The organism is Cellulosimicrobium sp. JZ28, from assembly GCF_015327065.1.
Lineage (GTDB): Bacteria > Actinomycetota > Actinomycetes > Actinomycetales > Cellulomonadaceae > Cellulosimicrobium > Cellulosimicrobium funkei.
This window is the reverse complement of the sequence record NZ_CP017660.1, coordinates 3071799-3088742: the sequence shown is the minus strand read 5'-3', so window position 1 is coordinate 3088742 and position 16944 is coordinate 3071799. Positions and strand designations below refer to the sequence as shown.

The 16944-nt window shown below is 75.0% G+C and carries 15 protein-coding genes and 1 tRNA gene; 8 read left to right on the top strand and 8 right to left on the bottom strand.

Annotation, left to right across the window (positions count from 1 at the left end; all coding sequences use genetic code 11):
* Positions 1-77: 77 nt before the first annotated feature.
* The 5 genes from BJP59_RS13785 to BJP59_RS13765 all read right to left on the bottom strand — a co-directional run bounded on the left by BJP59_RS13785 (position 78) and on the right by BJP59_RS13765 (position 7038).
* Positions 78-1343 carry a DUF4032 domain-containing protein gene (locus BJP59_RS13785; protein ID WP_044144390.1) on the bottom strand — a complete coding sequence of 422 codons (1266 nt, stop codon included), beginning with the start codon at positions 1341-1343 and terminating at the stop codon, positions 78-80.
* 70 nt (positions 1344-1413) lie between these two features.
* Positions 1414-3090: a discoidin domain-containing protein gene (locus BJP59_RS13780; protein WP_194521197.1), complete on the bottom strand. Its 1677-nt coding sequence runs from the start codon at positions 3088-3090 to the stop codon at positions 1414-1416.
* A gap of 216 nt (positions 3091-3306) precedes the next feature.
* Positions 3307-4431 (bottom strand): ABC transporter ATP-binding protein, encoded by a 1125-nt coding sequence (locus BJP59_RS13775; protein ID WP_021483311.1) that lies wholly within the window; start codon positions 4429-4431, stop codon positions 3307-3309.
* Between the two features lie 277 nt (positions 4432-4708).
* Positions 4709-5563: a trehalose-phosphatase gene (gene otsB, locus BJP59_RS13770; RefSeq protein WP_194521196.1), complete on the bottom strand. Its 855-nt coding sequence runs from the start codon at positions 5561-5563 to the stop codon at positions 4709-4711.
* Complete coding sequence (locus BJP59_RS13765) at positions 5560-7038, bottom strand: alpha,alpha-trehalose-phosphate synthase (UDP-forming) (RefSeq protein WP_319946782.1); 1479 nt, start codon at positions 7036-7038, stop codon at positions 5560-5562. Before BJP59_RS13765 ends, otsB begins: the two co-directional genes overlap by 4 nt.
* 216 nt (positions 7039-7254) lie before the next feature.
* Here BJP59_RS13765 and BJP59_RS13760 point away from each other — a divergent pair, with 216 nt between their 5' ends.
* The 4 genes from BJP59_RS13760 to BJP59_RS13745 all read left to right on the top strand — a co-directional run bounded on the left by BJP59_RS13760 (position 7255) and on the right by BJP59_RS13745 (position 10758).
* On the top strand, positions 7255-8994 hold the full coding sequence (locus tag BJP59_RS13760) for a serine/threonine-protein kinase (RefSeq protein ID WP_194521195.1): 1740 nt from the start codon (positions 7255-7257) through the stop codon (positions 8992-8994).
* Between the two features lie 55 nt (positions 8995-9049).
* Positions 9050-9787: a hypothetical protein gene (locus BJP59_RS13755; RefSeq protein WP_194521194.1), complete on the top strand. Its 738-nt coding sequence runs from the start codon at positions 9050-9052 to the stop codon at positions 9785-9787.
* The gene (locus BJP59_RS13750) at positions 9714-10565 is read left to right on the top strand and encodes a DsbA family protein (RefSeq protein ID WP_021483591.1); all 852 of its coding nucleotides are present in this window, start codon (positions 9714-9716) and stop codon (positions 10563-10565) included. Before BJP59_RS13755 ends, BJP59_RS13750 begins: the two co-directional genes overlap by 74 nt.
* A gap of 117 nt (positions 10566-10682) precedes the next feature.
* Positions 10683-10758: transfer RNA gene (locus BJP59_RS13745), tRNA-Thr, on the top strand.
* A gap of 141 nt (positions 10759-10899) precedes the next feature.
* Here BJP59_RS13745 and BJP59_RS13740 read toward each other — a convergent pair.
* Complete coding sequence (locus BJP59_RS13740) at positions 10900-11778, bottom strand: SGNH/GDSL hydrolase family protein (RefSeq protein WP_194521193.1); 879 nt, start codon at positions 11776-11778, stop codon at positions 10900-10902.
* Between the two features lie 135 nt (positions 11779-11913).
* The gene (locus tag BJP59_RS13735; RefSeq protein ID WP_263858646.1) at positions 11914-12573 is read right to left on the bottom strand and encodes a uracil-DNA glycosylase; all 660 of its coding nucleotides are present in this window, start codon (positions 12571-12573) and stop codon (positions 11914-11916) included.
* Positions 12574-12800: 227 nt separating this feature from the next.
* Between BJP59_RS13735 and BJP59_RS13730 the strand changes: the two genes are divergently transcribed.
* The 4 genes from BJP59_RS13730 (at position 12801) to BJP59_RS13715 (ending at position 15771) form a co-directional block, all read left to right on the top strand.
* The gene (locus BJP59_RS13730; protein WP_021482752.1) at positions 12801-13121 is read left to right on the top strand and encodes a DUF3263 domain-containing protein; all 321 of its coding nucleotides are present in this window, start codon (positions 12801-12803) and stop codon (positions 13119-13121) included.
* A gap of 79 nt (positions 13122-13200) precedes the next feature.
* Entirely contained in the window at positions 13201-13851 is a 651-nt protein-coding gene (locus BJP59_RS13725; RefSeq protein ID WP_194521192.1) for a LytR C-terminal domain-containing protein, read from the top strand.
* Between the two features lie 191 nt (positions 13852-14042).
* Positions 14043-14246 (top strand): cold-shock protein, encoded by a 204-nt coding sequence (locus BJP59_RS13720; RefSeq protein WP_021482750.1) that lies wholly within the window; start codon positions 14043-14045, stop codon positions 14244-14246.
* Between the two features lie 19 nt (positions 14247-14265).
* Positions 14266-15771: a phytoene desaturase family protein gene (locus BJP59_RS13715; RefSeq protein WP_194521191.1), complete on the top strand. Its 1506-nt coding sequence runs from the start codon at positions 14266-14268 to the stop codon at positions 15769-15771.
* 46 nt (positions 15772-15817) lie between these two features.
* Here BJP59_RS13715 and BJP59_RS13710 read toward each other — a convergent pair whose 3' ends face one another.
* Positions 15818-16756: a hypothetical protein gene (locus BJP59_RS13710; RefSeq protein ID WP_194521190.1), complete on the bottom strand. Its 939-nt coding sequence runs from the start codon at positions 16754-16756 to the stop codon at positions 15818-15820.
* Between the last annotated feature and the right edge of the window lie 188 nt (positions 16757-16944).

The window sequence follows — 16944 nt, the reverse complement described above, 5'->3', positions numbered from 1 at the left end:
CGCGCCCGGCAGCACTCATCGCACGCGGTGCCCGCGTCGCCCCGCCGGTCCTCGGACGGCGGGGCGACGCGCGTCCGTCAGCCGTAGTACTCGGGGTCCTTCTCGCCCGGCGCGAGGCCGAGGATCGCCTTCTCGTCCGGGCGGTGGCGCAGGACGTTCTCCACGTACGACTGCGTCGCCTCCGCCATCGGCACGTCGCGTCCGGCGCGCTCCGAGATGAACCAGCGGTGGTCGAGGATCTCGTGGAACAGCTGCGCCGGCTCGAGCTTGCGGCGCAGGTTCCGCGGCACGGCCTGGATCGTGGGCTCGAACACGCCGCTCAGCCAGTCGTGCGCGACGAACTCCTCGTCGTCGTTCTGCCGCTCGGCCGCCGCGCGGAACGAGTCCAGGTCGTTGAGCAGACGGCGGGCCTGGTTCTCCTGCACGTCGAGGCCGGTGAGGCGCAGCAGGCGTCGCGAGTGGTGCCCCGCGTCCACGACCTTCGGCTGGATCTGCACGGTCGTGCCGTCGATGTCGGTCGTGATCGCGAGCTCGTCGACGTCGAACCCGAGGTTGTTGAGGTGCTCGATGCGGGCCGCGACGCGCCACCGCTCGTTCGCGTCGAACGACTCCGACGTCGTCAGCGCCTCCCACAGCTCCTCGTAGCGCGCGACGAGCGCGTCGCCGATCGCGACCTCGTCGACGTCCTCGTCGAGCAGCTCGCCGGCGGCGAGGTCCATGAGCTCGCCGATGATGTTCGTGCGCGCTAGGTCGACGTCGTAGGAGCGCTGGCCGGGGGAGAGCTCGCGGTGCAGGTCGCCCGTCTCGGCGTCCACGAGGAAGGCGGCGAACGTCTCCGCGTCGCGCCGGAACAGCGTGTTCGACAGCGACACGTCGCCCCAGTAGAAGCCCACGAGGTGCAGGCGCACGAGGAGGACGGCGAGCGCGTCGATGAGGCGCGTGGCCGTGTCCGGCCGCAGCGACTGGCTGAACAGCGCGCGGTAGGGGAGCGAGAACTGGAGGTGCTCGGTGATGAGCACGGCCTCGAGCCGCTCGCCGTGCGCGTCCTGGCGCCCGGTGATGACGCCCACCGGGACGACGCTCGGCACCTCGAGCCGGCGGAGCTGCCGCAGCAGCTCGTACTCGCGGTACGCGACCGTCTCGCCGATCTCCTTGATCGCGATCACCCGCCCGGAGAGGCGGACGAACCGCACGATGTGCCGCGAGATGCCGCGGGGGAGGGCGGCGAGCGTCTCGGCCGGCCACTCCTCGAGCGGGACGTCCCAGGGCAGGTCGAGGAGCGCCGGGTCGGGGGCCGACGCGGTGATCTGCAGGTTGTGCACCGTCACGGGTCCATTGTCCATGGTCGTGGGGCCCGGGCGGGGCGGGCCCGACCCGTGAGGTCGGACCCGCCCGCGAGAAGGCGGGGAGCCGTCAGGCGCAGGCGACCGCGTCGTGGTCGACCTCGACCGTCGAGGTGACGTCCTCGCCGTCGACCGTCGCGGTGCCCGTGACGGTCACCGACCCGCTCTCGACGGAGGCGGAGCGCACCGGGAACGACTGGTACGCGTTCGCGCCCGGGGCGACGTCGGCCACCTCGCGGGTGCCGTACGGCGTCGCGAGCGTCACGTCGACCGGCTGGTCCTCGCCGTTCGCGGCGCGCACGGCGACGTACGCCTGGCCGGCGAGGCAGCGCGCCTGCACCTCGACGTCGAGGTCGAGCTGCCCGGCCGGTGCGCCGTAGACCTCGAGCTCGTAGAGGGAGAAGCCCCACTGCGTCGCGCGCTCGGTGAGGTAGAGCCGCACGTGCTGCCCGGTCCCGGTGATGTCCAGGTCGTCGAACCCGCCGTCGCCGTCCGTGACGGTGCGGACCGTGGTCCAGGACTCGCCGTCGGGCGACGTCTGGACCTCGTAGCCCGACCCGTACGCCGTCTCCCAGTCGACGACGACGCGGTTCAGGTCGTAGCTCGCGCCGAGGTCGACCGCGATCCACTCGGGCTCGCTCCACGCGCTGCTCCAGCGGGTCCCGGCGTTGCCGTCGACCGCCTTCTCGGGCTCGTGGCCGGCCTCGTCGACGCTGGAGGCCGTCACCGGGCGGCCCAGGGCGAGCGAGTCCTCGTCCTCCTCCCCGCCCCCGTCGTCGGACCGGAAGCAGCGCAGGTACCGGTAGGACTCCACGGAGGTCTCGAACGACGGCGCCCAGTCCCACTCGTAGGTGAAGTACTCGACGTAGGGCTCGGCCGCGGCGATGATCGCCGGGAGGTCGAGCTCGCCGCGGCCGAGCGCGACCTGCCGCATGTCGCCCGGCGCGTCGACGTTCACGGCGTCCTTGATGTGGAGCAGCTCGATGCGGTCCCCGTGCTCCTCGATCCACGCCGGGACGTCGAGGCCGGCGTCGGCGGCCCAGCCGACGTCGAGCTCGAACGTGACGTAGCGCGGGTCGGTGTTCTCCTCGATGACCTCCCAGGCGCTGACCGTCTCGCCCGTCTCCGGGTGGGTGTACCGCGTGGTGAACTCGCTCTGGTGGTTGTGCAGCACGATCTTGTTCGCGCCGTTCTCGTGCGCGTACTTCCCGAGCTCGTTCACGTACGCCGCGGTGGCGACCGCCTCGTCGTAGGTGCCGTAGCCGCCCGCCATACCGCCGGTCCCGATGTAGTCCTGGCCCAGCGCGACGGCGTACGCGACCGTCTCGGGCCACGTGGCCCGGTCCGTGCTGCCGTGGCTCGACGACACCTGGAGGCCGTGCCGGTCGAGGATCGCCCGGTAGTCGTCGACGGGCATCGCGTAGGGCTGGTTGTACGTCTCGACGTTCGTGAACCCGGCCGCGGCCACCTCGCCGAGCACGCGGTCGAGGGTCTCCGGTGACGGCGTCCCCGAGCCGCCGAGCTCGCCCACGTGCGTGTAGAGCTGGATCGAGATCTTGGCGTCGGGGAGGCCGTCGTCCGCGTCGCACGTGACGGCGGCGGCGCCGGTCGACGGGCCGGCGGGCGGTGTGGTCACGACAGGGGCGGCGACGGCCGGCGCGGCGGCGAGCGCGGTCGCGACGAGCGCGCCGGTGGCCAGCGCCGCGCCGACGCGCCGGGCGCGCGGGGAGAGGGACGGGATCTGCATGAGGCTCCAATTGACAGCGTTGTCGATTTGGGTGACGAACAGACGACTTTTGGCGTCGTGTGTGCAAAAGCAGTCTTGAGGTCCCCCATGACCCTGTCAAGGGCACGGACCCGGCGGGTCGGCGGGACGGCGTGCCACGCTGTCGCGAGCCCGGGAACGCCGCAGGGCGGGCCCTCCCGACCGGGAGGACCCGCCCTGCGGCGGTGGTGCGGGGTGTCAGCTGATGCGCTGGCCCGAGGCGGCACCGAAGACGTGCGACTGACCCGGGCGGATCGTCACGTAGATGCGCTCGCCCTTGGCCGGGACGTTGCGCGGGTCGACGCGGACGATGACCTGGTTGTCGCCGGCGCCCGAGTGGACGTCGGCCTGCGAGGCCAGGTCGCCCTTGAGCGTGCCGTAGACGAACGCGTCGGAGCCGAGCTCCTCGACGATGTTGACCTCGACCGGGAACGCGGCCTCGTTGGCCTGCGACACGACGTCGAGGGCCTCGGGACGGAAGCCGATCGTCACCTTGCCGTTGTCGGCCTCGGTGATCTTCGCGGCCGTCTCGCGCTCGAGCGCGATGCGCGCGGGGCCGACCTCGGCGACGCCGTTGTTGACCGCGAACGTGCCGATGTTCATCGCCGGCGAGCCGATGAAGCCCGCGACGAAGACGTTGGCCGGCGTGTCGTACATCTCGCGCGGCGTGCCGACCTGCTGGAGCAGACCGTCCTTGAGGACCGCGATGCGGTCGCCCATGGTGAGGGCCTCGGTCTGGTCGTGCGTGACGTAGACCGTCGTGACGCCGAGGCGGCGCTGGAGCGACGCGATCTGGGTGCGCGTCTGGACGCGGAGCTTGGCGTCGAGGTTCGACAGCGGCTCGTCCATGAGGAACACCTGCGGCTGGCGGACGATCGCACGGCCCATCGCGACACGCTGGCGCTGACCGCCGGAGAGCGCCTTCGGCTTGCGGTCGAGGTACTCGGTGAGGTCGAGGATCTTCGCGGCCTCCTCGACGCGCTGGCGGATCTCCGCCTTCGGCGTGCCGGCGATCTTCAGCGCGAAGCCCATGTTGTCCGCGACGGACATGTGCGGGTACAGCGCGTAGTTCTGGAACACCATCGCGATGTCGCGGTCCTTCGGCTGGACGTCCGTGACGTCGCGGTCGCCGATGTAGATGTGTCCGCCGTTGACGTCCTCGAGGCCCGCGAGCATGCGGAGCGAGGTCGACTTGCCGCAGCCCGAGGGGCCGACGAGGACGAGGAACTCGCCGTCCTCGATGTGCAGGTTGAGCTGGTCCACGGCAGGACGCTCGGTCCCGGGGTAGACGCGGGTTGCGTGGTCGTAGGTGACCGTAGCCATGACTGGTACATCCCTCCACCGGCAGGTACGTGCCGGACGATCCGTTGTGCAGTGACGTGCCACGTCGACGTAGCTGTTCGCGATGGCGGACGAGCGTGTCTTCGACGACACAGAAGAAGTCGGACCCCCTCCGGAACGGGCAGGGGACCCGACGTCATCGTGACCCGATCCTACTCCCGGTCCTGAGTGCTTCGTCACAGCGTCGGTCACGATCCGGTAGCGGTTCGGTGCGGGCGGCAGGGTCCGCCGGGCGAGCGCCCGGCGGACCCCCCGGGGGTCAGGCCTCCCGGCGCTCCAGGAGGTCCGCGAGGAGGTCGAGCACCGCGGCGAGCCCGTCGGCGTCGGGCACGCGCTGCTCGGCGAGCGTGTCGCCGTCGCCCACCTTGACGCCCAGGTCGCCCGGGCCGAGCACGGCGAACGCCGTCTCGTCGGTCGTGTCGTCGCCCGCGTAGAGCACGCGCGTGCGCGCGTCGGGGCACCCGGCGTCCTGCCCGACGACGTCCCGCAGCCGGTCCACCGCCTCGCCCTTGGACGTCTCGACGACCGCGACCTCGACGACGTCCTTCCCGTGCATCGCGTGCAGCCCGAGCCGCTCGGCCACCGCGTCGGCCAGGTCCTCGGCGGCCTGCGTGTCCGCCGCCGAGGCGAGCCGCGTGTGCAGGACGGCGGCGCTCGGCTTCTCCTGCACCCACGCGCCCTCCCGCCCCGCGACGGCGTCGGCCATGCCCGCGCGCAGGGCGGCGAGGTGGTCGGCCTGCTCCGGCGTGAGGTCGAGCGGGACGGCGTCGAGCCCGTCCTCGGTCACGTGCCCGGTCTCGGCGCCGTGGCTGCCCACGAGGTACGTGCCGACGGGCGGCTCGCTGCGCTCGGCGAGGTCCGCGAGGTTGCGGCCCGAGACGAGGGCGAGGCGCGTCGTCGTGCCGACGAGCGCGGCGGCCAGCCGGTCGACGGCGGCCCGGGCGGACGGCGCCATGCGCGCGGCGAGCGGGTCGTCGACGAGCGGCGAGAGCGTGCCGTCGAAGTCGAGCGCGACGAGCCGCGCGGCGGGTGCGCCGTCCGCGTCCGCCGCGAAGGCGCGCACGGCGTCGGCGACCGGCCCGGGCACGGGCGCGGGGTGGTGCGTCGCGGTCACGCGCCCTGCTCCGCGGGCTCGTCGGCGGCCTGGCGGGCGTCCTGCGGCGCACCCGGCTCGTCGTCCTCCGGGCGGCGGCGCGGCACGCGGGACGGCATCGCGGTGAGGACGCCGAGGAACGACTCCGACCACCGTGCGACGTCGTCGGTGAGGACCTTGCGACGCAGCCGGCGCATGCGCTTGCGCTGCTCGCGGTGGTCCATGTGCGCGGCCGCGACGATGATGTCCTTCATCCCGTCGATGTCGTGCGGGTTGACGAGGAGCGCGCCGGACGAGAGCTCGTCGGCGGCGCCGGTGAACTCGGAGAGCACGAGCACCCCGCGGTCGTCCGAGCGGGCCGCGACGTACTCCTTCGCGACGAGGTTCATGCCGTCGCGCAGCGCCGTGACGAGCATGACGTCGGCCGCGAGGTACAGCGCGGCCATCTCCTCGGGCGGGTAGGAGTGGTGCAGGTAGTGGATGGCGGCGTGCCCGATCTCCGCGTACTCGCCGTTGATCCGCCCGACCGCACCCTCGACGTGCTCGCGCAGCTCCTGGTAGGCGTCGACGTTCTCGCGGCTCGGGCTCGCGACCTGGACGAGCGTGGCGTGCTCGACGTCGAGGCGGCCGTCCTGCAGCAGCTCGCCGTACGCCTTGATGCGGTGCCGGATGCCCTTGGTGTAGTCCAGGCGGTCGACGCCGAGCATCATGATGTCCGGGTCGCCGAGGTCCGCGCGGATCTCGCGCGAGCGCTGCTGGACCTCGGGCGTGCGGGCGAGCTCGTCGAACCGGCGCGAGTCGATCGAGATGGGGAACGCGGCGGCGCGGACGTGGCGGTCGCGCCCGTCCTCGCCCGGGACCGTGATGATCGGCCCGCGCGTCGTGTGGGCGCGCAGCCGCCGCACCGCGCGGATGAAGTTCGCGGCGTCGCCCGCGCGCTGGAAGCCCACGAGGTCCGCGCCCAGCAGGCCGTCGATCACCTGGCGGCGCCACGGCAGCTGCTGGAACAGCTCGAGCGGGGGGAACGGGATGTGGTTGAAGAACCCGATCCGCACGTCCGGGCGCTGGGCGCGGATCATCTGCGGCACGAGCTGGAGCTGGTAGTCGTGCACCCAGACGACGGCGCCCGGTGCCGCCTGCGCGACGGCGGCGTCGGCGAAGCGCTGGTTGACGCGGCGGTACGCGTCCCACCACGTGCGGTGGTACGTGGGCGGCGAGATGACGTCGTGGTAGAGCGGCCAGAGCGTGTCGTTCGAGAAGCCCTCGTAGTACCGCTCGATCTCGTCGGCCGAGAGCGTCACGGGCACGAGGCGCATCTCGTCGGCGTCGAACGGCTCGCTCGCCAGGTCGGGCGCGCCGGACCAGCCGACCCAGGCGCCGTCGGACGCCTGCATGACGGGCTCGAGCGCCGTGACCAGGCCTCCGGGCGACCGCTTCCACTCGATCTCACCGCCGGGGCCGACCGTGAAGTCCACGGGCAGCCGGTTGGCCACCACGACGAGATCGAATCCCTCTTTGCCTGTCAATGGACCTCTCCTTGAGCTTCGATGAATCGCGCCTGGGCGGCCCAGGGTAGTCCGCTCGTCGGGCGCGTGAACGGGTCGTCCGGTGCCGGTCGCGTGCCGGACGCCGCCCCGGGCCGGGTCGCCCACCGGGCCCGTCGGGGCCGCACCCTCCAGCGCCGGCCCGTCCACTGCCGCTACCTTGTCACCATGGAGGAGCCCACGCAGCGCGTCGAGGCGCGGAACGTCGCCGGGGGGCCGTCGCGCGGACCCGCCCCCGGCAGCGAGGTCGGGGGCTACCACATCGGCGCGCGGCTCGGGTCCGGCGCCATGGGCACCGTCCACAGCGCGCACGACGGCGGCGGCAACCTCGTCGCGATCAAGCTCCTGCACGCGCACGTCGACCTCGACGCCGCCGCGCAGGGCCGCGAACGGCTGCGTCGCGAGGCCCGCGCCCTCCAGCGCCTGCGGCACCCCGCCGTCGCGCAGATCCTCGACGTCGAGCTCGACGGCCCGGACGCGTTCATCGTCACCGAGCTCGTCGACGGGCCCACGCTCGAGGACGAGATCGCCGAGGGCGGGCCGCTCGACGCCTGGGACCTCTACGAGCTCGCCGACCAGCTCGCCGCCGCGCTCGAGGCCGTGCACGCGGCCGGCGTCGTGCACCGCGACCTCAAGCCGAGCAACGTCATGGTGTCCTCCCGAGGCCCGGTGCTCATCGACTTCGGCATCGCCCAGGGGCTCGAGGACGCGCGCGTCACGTCCACGGGCCTCGTCATGGGCACCCCGGGGTACCTGGCGCCCGAGCTGCTCGAGGGCGCGGCCCCCAGCGTGGACACCGACTGGTGGGGGTGGGCTGCCTTGCTCGCCTACGCGGCGACCGGTCGGGCGCCGTTCGGCGTGCGCCCGACGGACGTCGTGCTCGCCCGCGCGCGCAGCGGACGCCCCGACCTCGCGGGCCTGGGGCCCGTCACGGCCCACGCGATCGGTCGTGCGCTGCACGCCGACCCGGCGCAGCGCCTCGGGCCGACCGAGGTCGTGGCCGCCCTGCGGCACGCAGCCGACACCGGCGACGCCGCGCCCGCGACCCAGGTGGTCGCGCCGCCCACCGGACCGACCCAGGTGGTGCCGCCCGTCGCCGTCGTGCCCGGCGGCACGGGGGCCCAGGCGTGGACCGGCGCGTCCGCGTGGACCGGCCAGGCCCAGGTCGTGCCGCCGCCCCTGCCCACGTCGCAGGCGCAGGTCAACGACGGCCGCACGATGGCCGTCCCCGTCGGGCACGACCTCATGGACGACCTCGGCGCCCCGCCCCTCGGCGAGGACGGCGAACCGCTCTACGTGCGCCCCGTGCCCGCCGCGCGGCGCACCGCGCTGCTCCTGCTCGCCGTGCCGCTCGTGCTGCTCGGCGCGACGTACCCCGGCGTGGCGTTCGTCGTGCTGTCGGTGCTGGTCGTGCTCGCGCGCGTCGTCGGCGTGACGACCGAGTCGCTGCACACGCGGCGCGAGCGGCGCGGCGTCTCGTCCCGGGACACGGTGCGCGCGGTCGCGGCGTCGCCCTGGTACGTCGTGCGCGCGCTCGTCGGCGCGCTCCCGTCCCTCCTGGTCGCGGCGTGCGCCGCGGTGCTCGTGGTCGTGGCCGGGTGGTGGCTCCTCGAGTCCGACCGCTGGGTCGTCGTCGAGGGGCCCGACGGCGGCAACGCGCCCGTCGTGACGACCGTGCTGCTGTGCCTCGCGGCGGTCGCGGCGGTGACCCTGGCCTGGGTCGGGCCCCTGACCCACCTCACGCGGTACGGGACGCGGACCGCGCTGGCGCGGCTCGCCCCCGGACGCACGGGGAGGCTCGTCCTCGCCGGCCTGGGACTCGTGCTCACCGTCGTGACCCTCGTGCTCCTCGCGGGCGACCCGGGCGTCACGTGGTGGCCGTTCCCCGGCCCGCCGTCGCTGCGCTGAGCCGGCACCGGCCCTTCCCAGCCCGCTGCCAGGCCGCGCGCGTAGGATGGGCGCCGTGCTCCGGACGACGGTGCCGCGCGCCCTGTCGCGCGGCGTGACGCGCACGTCCGTCGTGCCCGCAGCCGGCCGTCTGCTCGGCCCCGCGCTCCTGCTGCTCACCCTCCTCGCCGCCGTGGTGACGCACCTCGCCGACCGCGGGTACGCCGTCGTGCACCAGTGCGTGACGGTGCCGGGGATGTGGGGAGCCGCCGGGATGCACCTCGCGCTCGTCCACGAGGTGCCGGACTGCCCGTCGGGCACCGCGCTCGGGGGCGACCCGGCCGCCATGGTCACCGTCGTGGGCGCGCTCGCGCTGCCCGTCGTCGTGGCCCACGCGGCGGCCGCCGCCGTCGCGTGGGGGCTCTCGGCGTGGGCGCGGCGCGCGCACGAGCGCTCCCGCGCCGTCGTGACCGGGGCCGGGCGTGCGCTGCGCGCCGTGCTCCGGGGGCGCTGCGCCCCGCGGGGTCGCGCGCCGGGGCCGCGCGCCGCGTCGTGCGCCCGGTGCCCGACGCCGTCCCCACCGCGCTGCACCACCTCGCCGACGCGGTGGTGCGCACCCGGCGCGGGCCGCCGCAGGTCGCGTTCGTCTGACGACGCCGTCGGACGCACCGCCCGCGCGACCCCGTCGGCGCGCACCCTGACACATCCCCAGCTCTCGGCCACTCCCTCGGAGGACGACCATGCCCAGCAACGAAACCCAGACCAAGGCCCAGCGCCGCGAGGCCGCGCGCGCGGAGGCGCTCGCGCTGCGTGAGGCGCAGGCCAAGCGCGACAAGCGCAACCGCCTCATCACGATCGGAGCGCTCGTCGCGGGCGTCCTCGTCCTCGTCGGCGTGTTCCTCGCCGTGTGGATCCCGGCCATGAACGACCGGAACAAGACGATCGACGCCGTCGCGGCGGGCAACCTCGCCGACGTCACGAGCCCCGCCACGAGCGACGCCGAGGACGGCGGCATCCCGATCGGTGCGGACGGCGCCGCCGGGACGCAGAACGAGGGTGCCGTCGAGGTCGGGGTCTACCTCGACTACATGTGCCCCATCTGCGGCCAGTTCGAGGAGACGAACGGCGCGACGCTCGACCAGCTCCGCGAGTCCGGTGACGTGACCGTCGTGCTGCACCCGATCTCGATCCTCGACCGCGTCGCGCAGTCGCAGCAGTTCTCGACGCGTTCTGCCGCCGCGGCGGCCTGGGTCGCCGACCGCGCGCCCGAGTCGATGAACGACTTCAACACCGCGATGTTCCAGAACCAGCCCCAGGAGGGCAGCGGGACCCTGACCGACGCCCAGATCGCCGACATCGCGGAGCAGGCGGGCGTGCCCGCCGACGTCGCCGCCGGCATCGAGGACGGGACGGCCGTCGAGACGTTCGGCGACTGGGTCGCGACGGCGTCGAGCCTGGTGAACCAGGACACGTCGCTGCACGGCGAGCGCGGGTTCGGCACGCCGACGATCACGATCAACGGCGAGCGGTGGGACGGCAACTGGAGCGACCCGAACGCGCTCCCGCAGGCCGTCACCGCCGCCCAGGGCTGACCGGCACCGCACCGGTACCCGATCGGCCAGGCCCGCGCCCCCGACCGGCACGGGCCGCCGGCCGGGGCGCGCCGGGCGAGCAGGTAGTCTGTTCGCTCGCCCGGCAGCCCCGGGAACGCCGCCTTAGCTCAGCCGGTAGAGCACTCGCCTTGTAAGCGAACGGTCGTCGGTTCGAATCCGACAGGCGGCTCCACCACGACGCCCCCGGCTCCACGGAGCCGGGGGCGTCGTCGTGCCGGTGCGCACCGCGGGGTCAGCAGTCGGTCGGCAGCCGCTGCCCGGATCGGTGGTCGCGCGAGCCGACCTCGGCAGGTGCTGCCGAGGTCGCCCGCGCTCAGCGGTCGGCGAGCGGGACGGGCAGGAGCTCGGGCGCCTTGGGGAGCCGCCCGTCGCCCGACGACGTCCCGCGCAGCCGCCGCTGCGCCCACGGCACGACGTGCGTGCGCACCCACTGCGCGTTCTGCCGCGCGCGGTCGAGAGCCGGCGCGGGCGGGAGGGGAGCCAGCGGGTCGTCCCACGCGGCGTCGTCGGGCGCCTGGCCGAGCGCGACGAGCGCCGCCTGGGCGACCCGCGCGTGCCCCGCGGGCGTCAGGTGGATGCGGTCCTCCGACCACACGCGCCAGTCCTGGAGCGCGCGCATGCCCCACAGGTCCAGCACGTACGCGCCCTGTCGGCGCGCGATCGACCAGATGTGGGCGTTGTACACGCCGACGCGCGGGCGCGTGAGGCCGACGAGCGGCGACTGCGAGGCGTCGAAGCCGGTCGCCATGAGCACGTCGATCCCCGCGCCGCGCAGGCGCGAGACAGCGTGCTCGAGGTTGCGCGCGAGGCGGTCGACGTCGGCGTTCGGCCGCAGGATGTCGTTGCCGCCACCGATGACGCTCACGAGGTCCGGCCGGAGCTCGAGCGCCGCCGGCACCTGCTCCGTGAGGATCGAGCGCAGCTTGCGCCCGCGGATGGCGAGGTTCGCGTACCGCAGCGGGTCCTCGCCGGCGGCGACGCGCCGGGCCGCGAGGTGCTGGGCGAGGAGGTCGGCCCATCCTCGCTGGTGGTCCTCCTCGCCGGGGTACGGGTCCCACAGCCCCTCGGTGAACGAGTCGCCGATCGCGACGTAGCTCGTCCAGCGCGGAGCGGGGTCGTCGGGTCGGCGTGCGTCGGCGGTGTCACCGGCCAGGGGAGTGGTCGTCGGGTTCTGCGTCGTCACCCGCCCCATTCTGCTCCTGCGGGGCGGCGTGCCGTCGACCCGGCGATCCTGGCGGGTCGAGCAGGTGGTCCTGGCGCGTCACGCGGCGCGGACGAGCCAGGACCACCTGCTCGGCCGCGGGCCGGGGGCCGGGGCGGGCGGAGATCAGGTGGTGGGGAGGGTCCAGTCGACGGGGGCGGCGCCCTGGGCGACGAGGAGCTCGTTGACGCGCGAGAACGGGCGCGACCCGAAGAACCCGCGGCGCGCGGAGAGCGGGCTCGGGTGGGCGCTCGCGACGACGGGGGTGTCGCCGAGCATCGGGCGCAGGGTCGCGGCGTCGCGACCCCAGAGGATCGCGACGAGCGGGGCGTCGCGCGCGACGAGCGCGCGGATCGCCGCCTCGGTGACGGCCTCCCAGCCCTGGCCGCGGTGCGACCCGGGCTCGCCCGGCCGGACCGTGAGCACCCTGTTGAGGAGCATGACGCCCTGGTCGCTCCACGCGGACAGGTCGCCGTTCGCGGGGGTCGGGGCGCCGACGTCGTCCGCGAGCTCGGCGAAGATGTTCTGGAGCGAGCGGGGCACGGGGCGCACGTGCGGCTGCACGGAGAACGACAGCCCCATCGGGTGCCCGGGCGTGGGGTACGGGTCCTGCCCGACGACGAGCACCCGCACCTCGGCCAGGGGGCGCGAGAACGCGTTGAGGATGGCCGACGGCGCGGGGAGGTACTCCCGTCCGGCCGCCACCTCGGCGCGCAGGAAGTCGCCGAGCGCGTGCAGCTGCGGCTCGACGGGCGCGAGGGCCTCGGCCCAGTCGGGCGCCATGATGCTCGCGAGGGCCGGACGGGGGTCGGCCGTCGAGGCGGTCGCGACCGGGTCGACGGCGACGGGCTGGGCGGGTGCGCTCTCCACGGCCCCGAGCCTAACCGGCGTCCTCGGCACGTCCGCAGCGTGCGGCGAGGACGAATGACACGGGTGTGGTTCGTGCGTAGGCTGAGAGGCGGCCGCGCGCGGGAGTGCGCAGGTCCGGTGACGAGAGAGTGCAGGAGGGAACGATGAGCGAGGCGGCGTACGTGCTCGACGGACCCGACGCGGTCGGCGACCCGACCACCTCGGAGGCGCCGGCGTCGGGCCTGAGCGAGCGGGACCAGGAGATCCTGGCGTTCGAGCGGCAGTGGTGGAAGTACTCGGGCGCCAAGGAGCAGGCGGTGCGCGAGCTGTTCGACATGTCCGCGACGCGCTACTACCAGGTGCTCAACGCGCTCATCGACTCCCCGGCCGCGCTCGCGCACGACCCCATGCTCGTCAAGCGCCTGCGGCGGATGCGGTCCACCCGGCAGCGGGCGCGCACGGCGCGTCGGCTCGAGGGCCTCTGACCCGGGACGACCGGGTGCGCGTGAAGTCCGGGCGAACAGGGCGTTTAGCCGAGAGCCCCGACCGGGCTACCCTGTCGCCGTGACGAAGAGCCGCTACCCCTACGCGCCCGACGAGTTCGACGCGCCCGCGCCGCAGGGTGCGCCCGTGGGGGTGCACCGCACGCCGCGCAGCGGGTGGAGCAAGACGTGGCCGTTCCTGCTGGTCGCCGTCGTCTTCGCCGGCCTCGCGTACGGGGGCGTCGCGCTGCTGTCCGACAACGGGGCCACGGAGGACCCGCCGCAGGCGCAGTCCACGGAGCCGCCGCCCGCGGAGACCGAGGAGCCGCCCGCGGCGGAGGAGCCGCCCGCGACCGAGGAGCCCCCGGCCACGGAGGAGCCGCCCGCGACCGAGGAGACGCCCGAGACTCCGGACCTCGCGACGCTCATGGCGGCGGCCGACCCGAGCGCCTACGTCCGCGTGCTGAACGACAGCGGCATCGGCGGCGAGGCGGCCAAGGGCAAGGATGCCCTCGACGCGCAGGGCTTCAGCAACACCGTCGCCACGGACTACACGAACGGGCCGGCGCCGGTCGACGTCACCACGGTCTGGTACGTGCCCGAGCGGAGCGACACCGCCGCCGCCGTCGCCGCGACGCTGGGCATCCCCGCGGAGAACGTCGTCCAGGTCGACAGCCTGCGCGAGGGCGACGTCGCGGTGATCATCAAGTCCGAGCTGGCGCCGGTCGGCTGACCCGGACTCCCGGGCCGCCCCGGCCGTGGCGCCACGACCTGACGCTGCACCCGCGTGACCTGCTCGTTCGGCCCGGAGCCCGAGAATCGCGACCTGCCGTTCGACCTTCCGTGCACGCCGCCTGCGGGCTAGGCTCGGGCTACCACGGGGCGGCGGTCGCCTCGCGGGCGACGATGCACGAGGAGACGTACATGGCTCAGGGGACCGTGAAGTGGTTCAACGCCGAGAAGGGCTACGGGTTCATCACGCCCGCAGCGGGTGGGCAGGACCTCTTCGTGCACTTCAGCGCGATCCAGACGGACGGCTACCGCACGCTCGACGAGGGCCAGGAGGTCGAGTTCGAGCTCGGCCAGGGCAGCAAGGGCCCGCAGGCCGAGCAGGTGCGGCCGCTCTGAGCCCGGCTCCGAGGGTCGCGTGACGGAGGATCTCGACGCCGTCGTCGTCGGTTCGGGCCCCAACGGCCTGGCCGCCGCCGTGACCCTCGCACGCGCCGGTCTCTCCGTGCGCGTGCTGGAGGCGCAGCCGACGTCGGGCGGCGGGGCCCGCACGCTCGACCTCGGCCTGGCCGACGGCGTCGTGCACGACGTGTGCTCGGCGGTGCACCCGATGGCGTGGGCCTCGCCGTTCTTCGAGGCGTTCGACCTCGGCGCGCGCGGCGTGGAGCTGCTCGCGCCGGAGGTCTCGTACGCCCACCCCCTCGACGGGGGTCGCGCGGGCGTGGCCTATCACGACCTCGAGCGCACGGTCGAGCGGCTCGGGGTCGACGGCGCCGCCTGGCGCGCCCTGCTCGGCCCGCTCGCCGAGGGGTGGCGCGACGTCGTCGCGGTCGCCCTCGGGGACAAGCGCTCGGTGCCGGGGCGTGTGCTCACGCCGAGCGGCGCCGGTGTGACGGCCCGGTTCGGCGCGGCGGTGCTCGAGCAGGGGAGCCCCGCGTGGACGCGACGGTTCCGCACCGACGAGGCCGGCGCGCTCCTCACGGGCGTCGCGGCGCACGCCATCTCCCGCCTCCCGTCGCTCGCCGCGGCCGGGACGGCGGTGCTGCTGGCCTCGCTCGGGCACGCGCCGGGCGGCTGGCCGCTGCCCCGCGGCGGCTCCGGCGCGATCGTCGCCGCGCTCGAGGACGACCTGCGCGCCCACGGGGGCGACGTCGTCACGGGCCATCGGGTCGGCTCGCGCGCCGACCTCCCGCGGGCCCGCGCCTACGTGTTCGACACGACGCCGCGTGTCGTCGCCGACGTGTTCGCAGACCGGCTCCCGCCGCGCGCGGAGGACGCGCTGCGCCGGTTCCGGCACGGCGACGCCGCCGCGAAGGTCGACCTCGTGCTCTCCGGGCCCGTGCCCTGGGCCGACCCGGAGGTGGGGCGCGCGGGGACCGTGCACCTCGGCGGGACGCGCGCCGAGATGGCGCGCAGCGAGGCCGACGTCGCGGCCGGTCGCCACGCCGCCCGGCCCGTGGTGCTCGTGAGCGACCCGACCGTCGTCGACCCCGGGCGCGGGTCGGGCGGGCTGCGCCCGCTGTGGACCTACGCGCACGTGCCCGCGGGGTCGACGCGCGACGTGACGGAGGACGTCGTCGCGCAGGTCGAGCGGTTCGCGCCGGGCTTCCGGGACGTCGTCGTGGCGTCGCGCTGCGTGCCCGCGGCGGAGATGGCGGCGCACGACGAGAGCTACGTGGGCGGCGACATCGCGGGCGGCGCCGTGAGCATGTGGCAGATGGTCGCGCGGCCCACGCCCCGGTTCGACCCCTACGCCGTCGGGCTGGAGGGCGTCTACCTGTGCTCGGCGTCGACGCCGCCCGGGCCGGGCGTGCACGGCCTCGGGGGCTGGTACGCCGCGCAACGGGTGCTGCGGCGCGAGTTCGACGTGCGGGACGCGCCCGACCTGGGGCCCGTCGCGACGAGCGGCGCGACCACCCGGTAGCCCCGGCGCGCCGGCCGCAGCGGACCGGGAGAGCCCAGGAGGAGCGTCAGCCCGCGCCGCCCGGCGTGCCCTGGGCGCCGAGCTCCACGAGCGCGAGCACGACGAGCGCGGAGCTCCACGACAGCGGCGCGACGGCGGCGGGCGAGCCGTCGGCGAGGACCTTCTCCGGGATGGCCCCGGACGCGGTGCGGTGGTCGTCGACCCAGCGGAGCCACTCCTCGGCGTCGGCGCGGTCCTCGGGGTCGGACGACGACGCCGCCGCCAGCGCGTACAGCGTGGTCTGGGGTGTCCACGAGATGCCGTCGGCCCGCCAGCCCGCGCCCGGCGCGAGCCCGCCGGCCGGGCGCAGCATCTCGCGCACGGACGTGCGCCAGGCCTCGTCCGCGCCGGCGAGGGGCTCCGGCTGGAAGGGCGGCAGCACGAACGCCGTCGAGGCGTCGCGCGCGCCGCCGGTGACGTGGCGCGGGTAGCCCTGGGACCCGAACGAGCGCTCGACCGCCATGCGCAGGCGGGCGGCAGCGAGGGTCGCCTCGTGCGCGCGCGGCGCCTCGCCCGCGGCCGCGTACACGTCCGCCGCGGCCTCCAGGCCCGCGAGCAGGGGACCGGCGGTCCCGAGCGTGAGAGACGTGGGCTCGACCTCCCAGTAGTCGCTCGACGGCGGCGGCAGCGGGTCCTCGCCGTCGACGAGCTCGAGCGCGTGGTCCGTCGCGGCGTCGACCAGCGGGCGCAGCTCGGCGGCCACCTCGGCGCGGTCCGCGGCGGGCGTCTCCTCCAGCACGACGTCCGCGGCCCACAGGACCCAGCCGACGCCGTCGGACTGGATGCCCCGGTCGTCGGGGACGCCCGACCCGTCGGGGAGGTAGCGCGCGTGGAACGAGCCGTCGTCCTCTGGACCCGGCCGAGGAAGCCGAGGACGGCGCGCGCGTCGTCGACGTGACCGGTGCGTGCGAACGCCGCCGCGGTGAACGACGCGTCGCGCGGCCACACGTAGCGCCACTTGGGCGACGGCGCGGCGAGGGCGGCGCCGTCGTCGAGCGTGAGCGCGCGCAGGTCGAGCAGGGCCGCCTCGCCGAGCGCGGCGAACGGCCCGCCCGCACCCGGTACGACGCCGGACGCGAGCCAGGCCCGCGACGCGGTGGCGGTCTGGTGGGCGAGACCGGGGTCGAGGAGCGC

Coding starts and splice junctions, on each gene's coding strand:
- BJP59_RS13775 (WP_021483311.1), bottom strand. CDS start 4,431: ATGGCTACGGTCACCTACGACCACGCAACCCGCGTCTACCCCGGGACC.
- BJP59_RS13785 (WP_044144390.1), bottom strand. CDS start 1,343: ATGGACAATGGACCCGTGACGGTGCACAACCTGCAGATCACCGCGTCG.
- BJP59_RS13720 (WP_021482750.1), top strand. CDS start 14,043: ATGGCTCAGGGGACCGTGAAGTGGTTCAACGCCGAGAAGGGCTACGGG.
- BJP59_RS13780 (WP_194521197.1), bottom strand. CDS start 3,090: ATGCAGATCCCGTCCCTCTCCCCGCGCGCCCGGCGCGTCGGCGCGGCG.
- BJP59_RS13730 (WP_021482752.1), top strand. CDS start 12,801: ATGAGCGAGGCGGCGTACGTGCTCGACGGACCCGACGCGGTCGGCGAC.
- BJP59_RS13740 (WP_194521193.1), bottom strand. CDS start 11,778: ATGGGGCGGGTGACGACGCAGAACCCGACGACCACTCCCCTGGCCGGT.
- BJP59_RS13760 (WP_194521195.1), top strand. CDS start 7,255: ATGGAGGAGCCCACGCAGCGCGTCGAGGCGCGGAACGTCGCCGGGGGG.
- BJP59_RS13750 (WP_021483591.1), top strand. CDS start 9,714: ATGCCCAGCAACGAAACCCAGACCAAGGCCCAGCGCCGCGAGGCCGCG.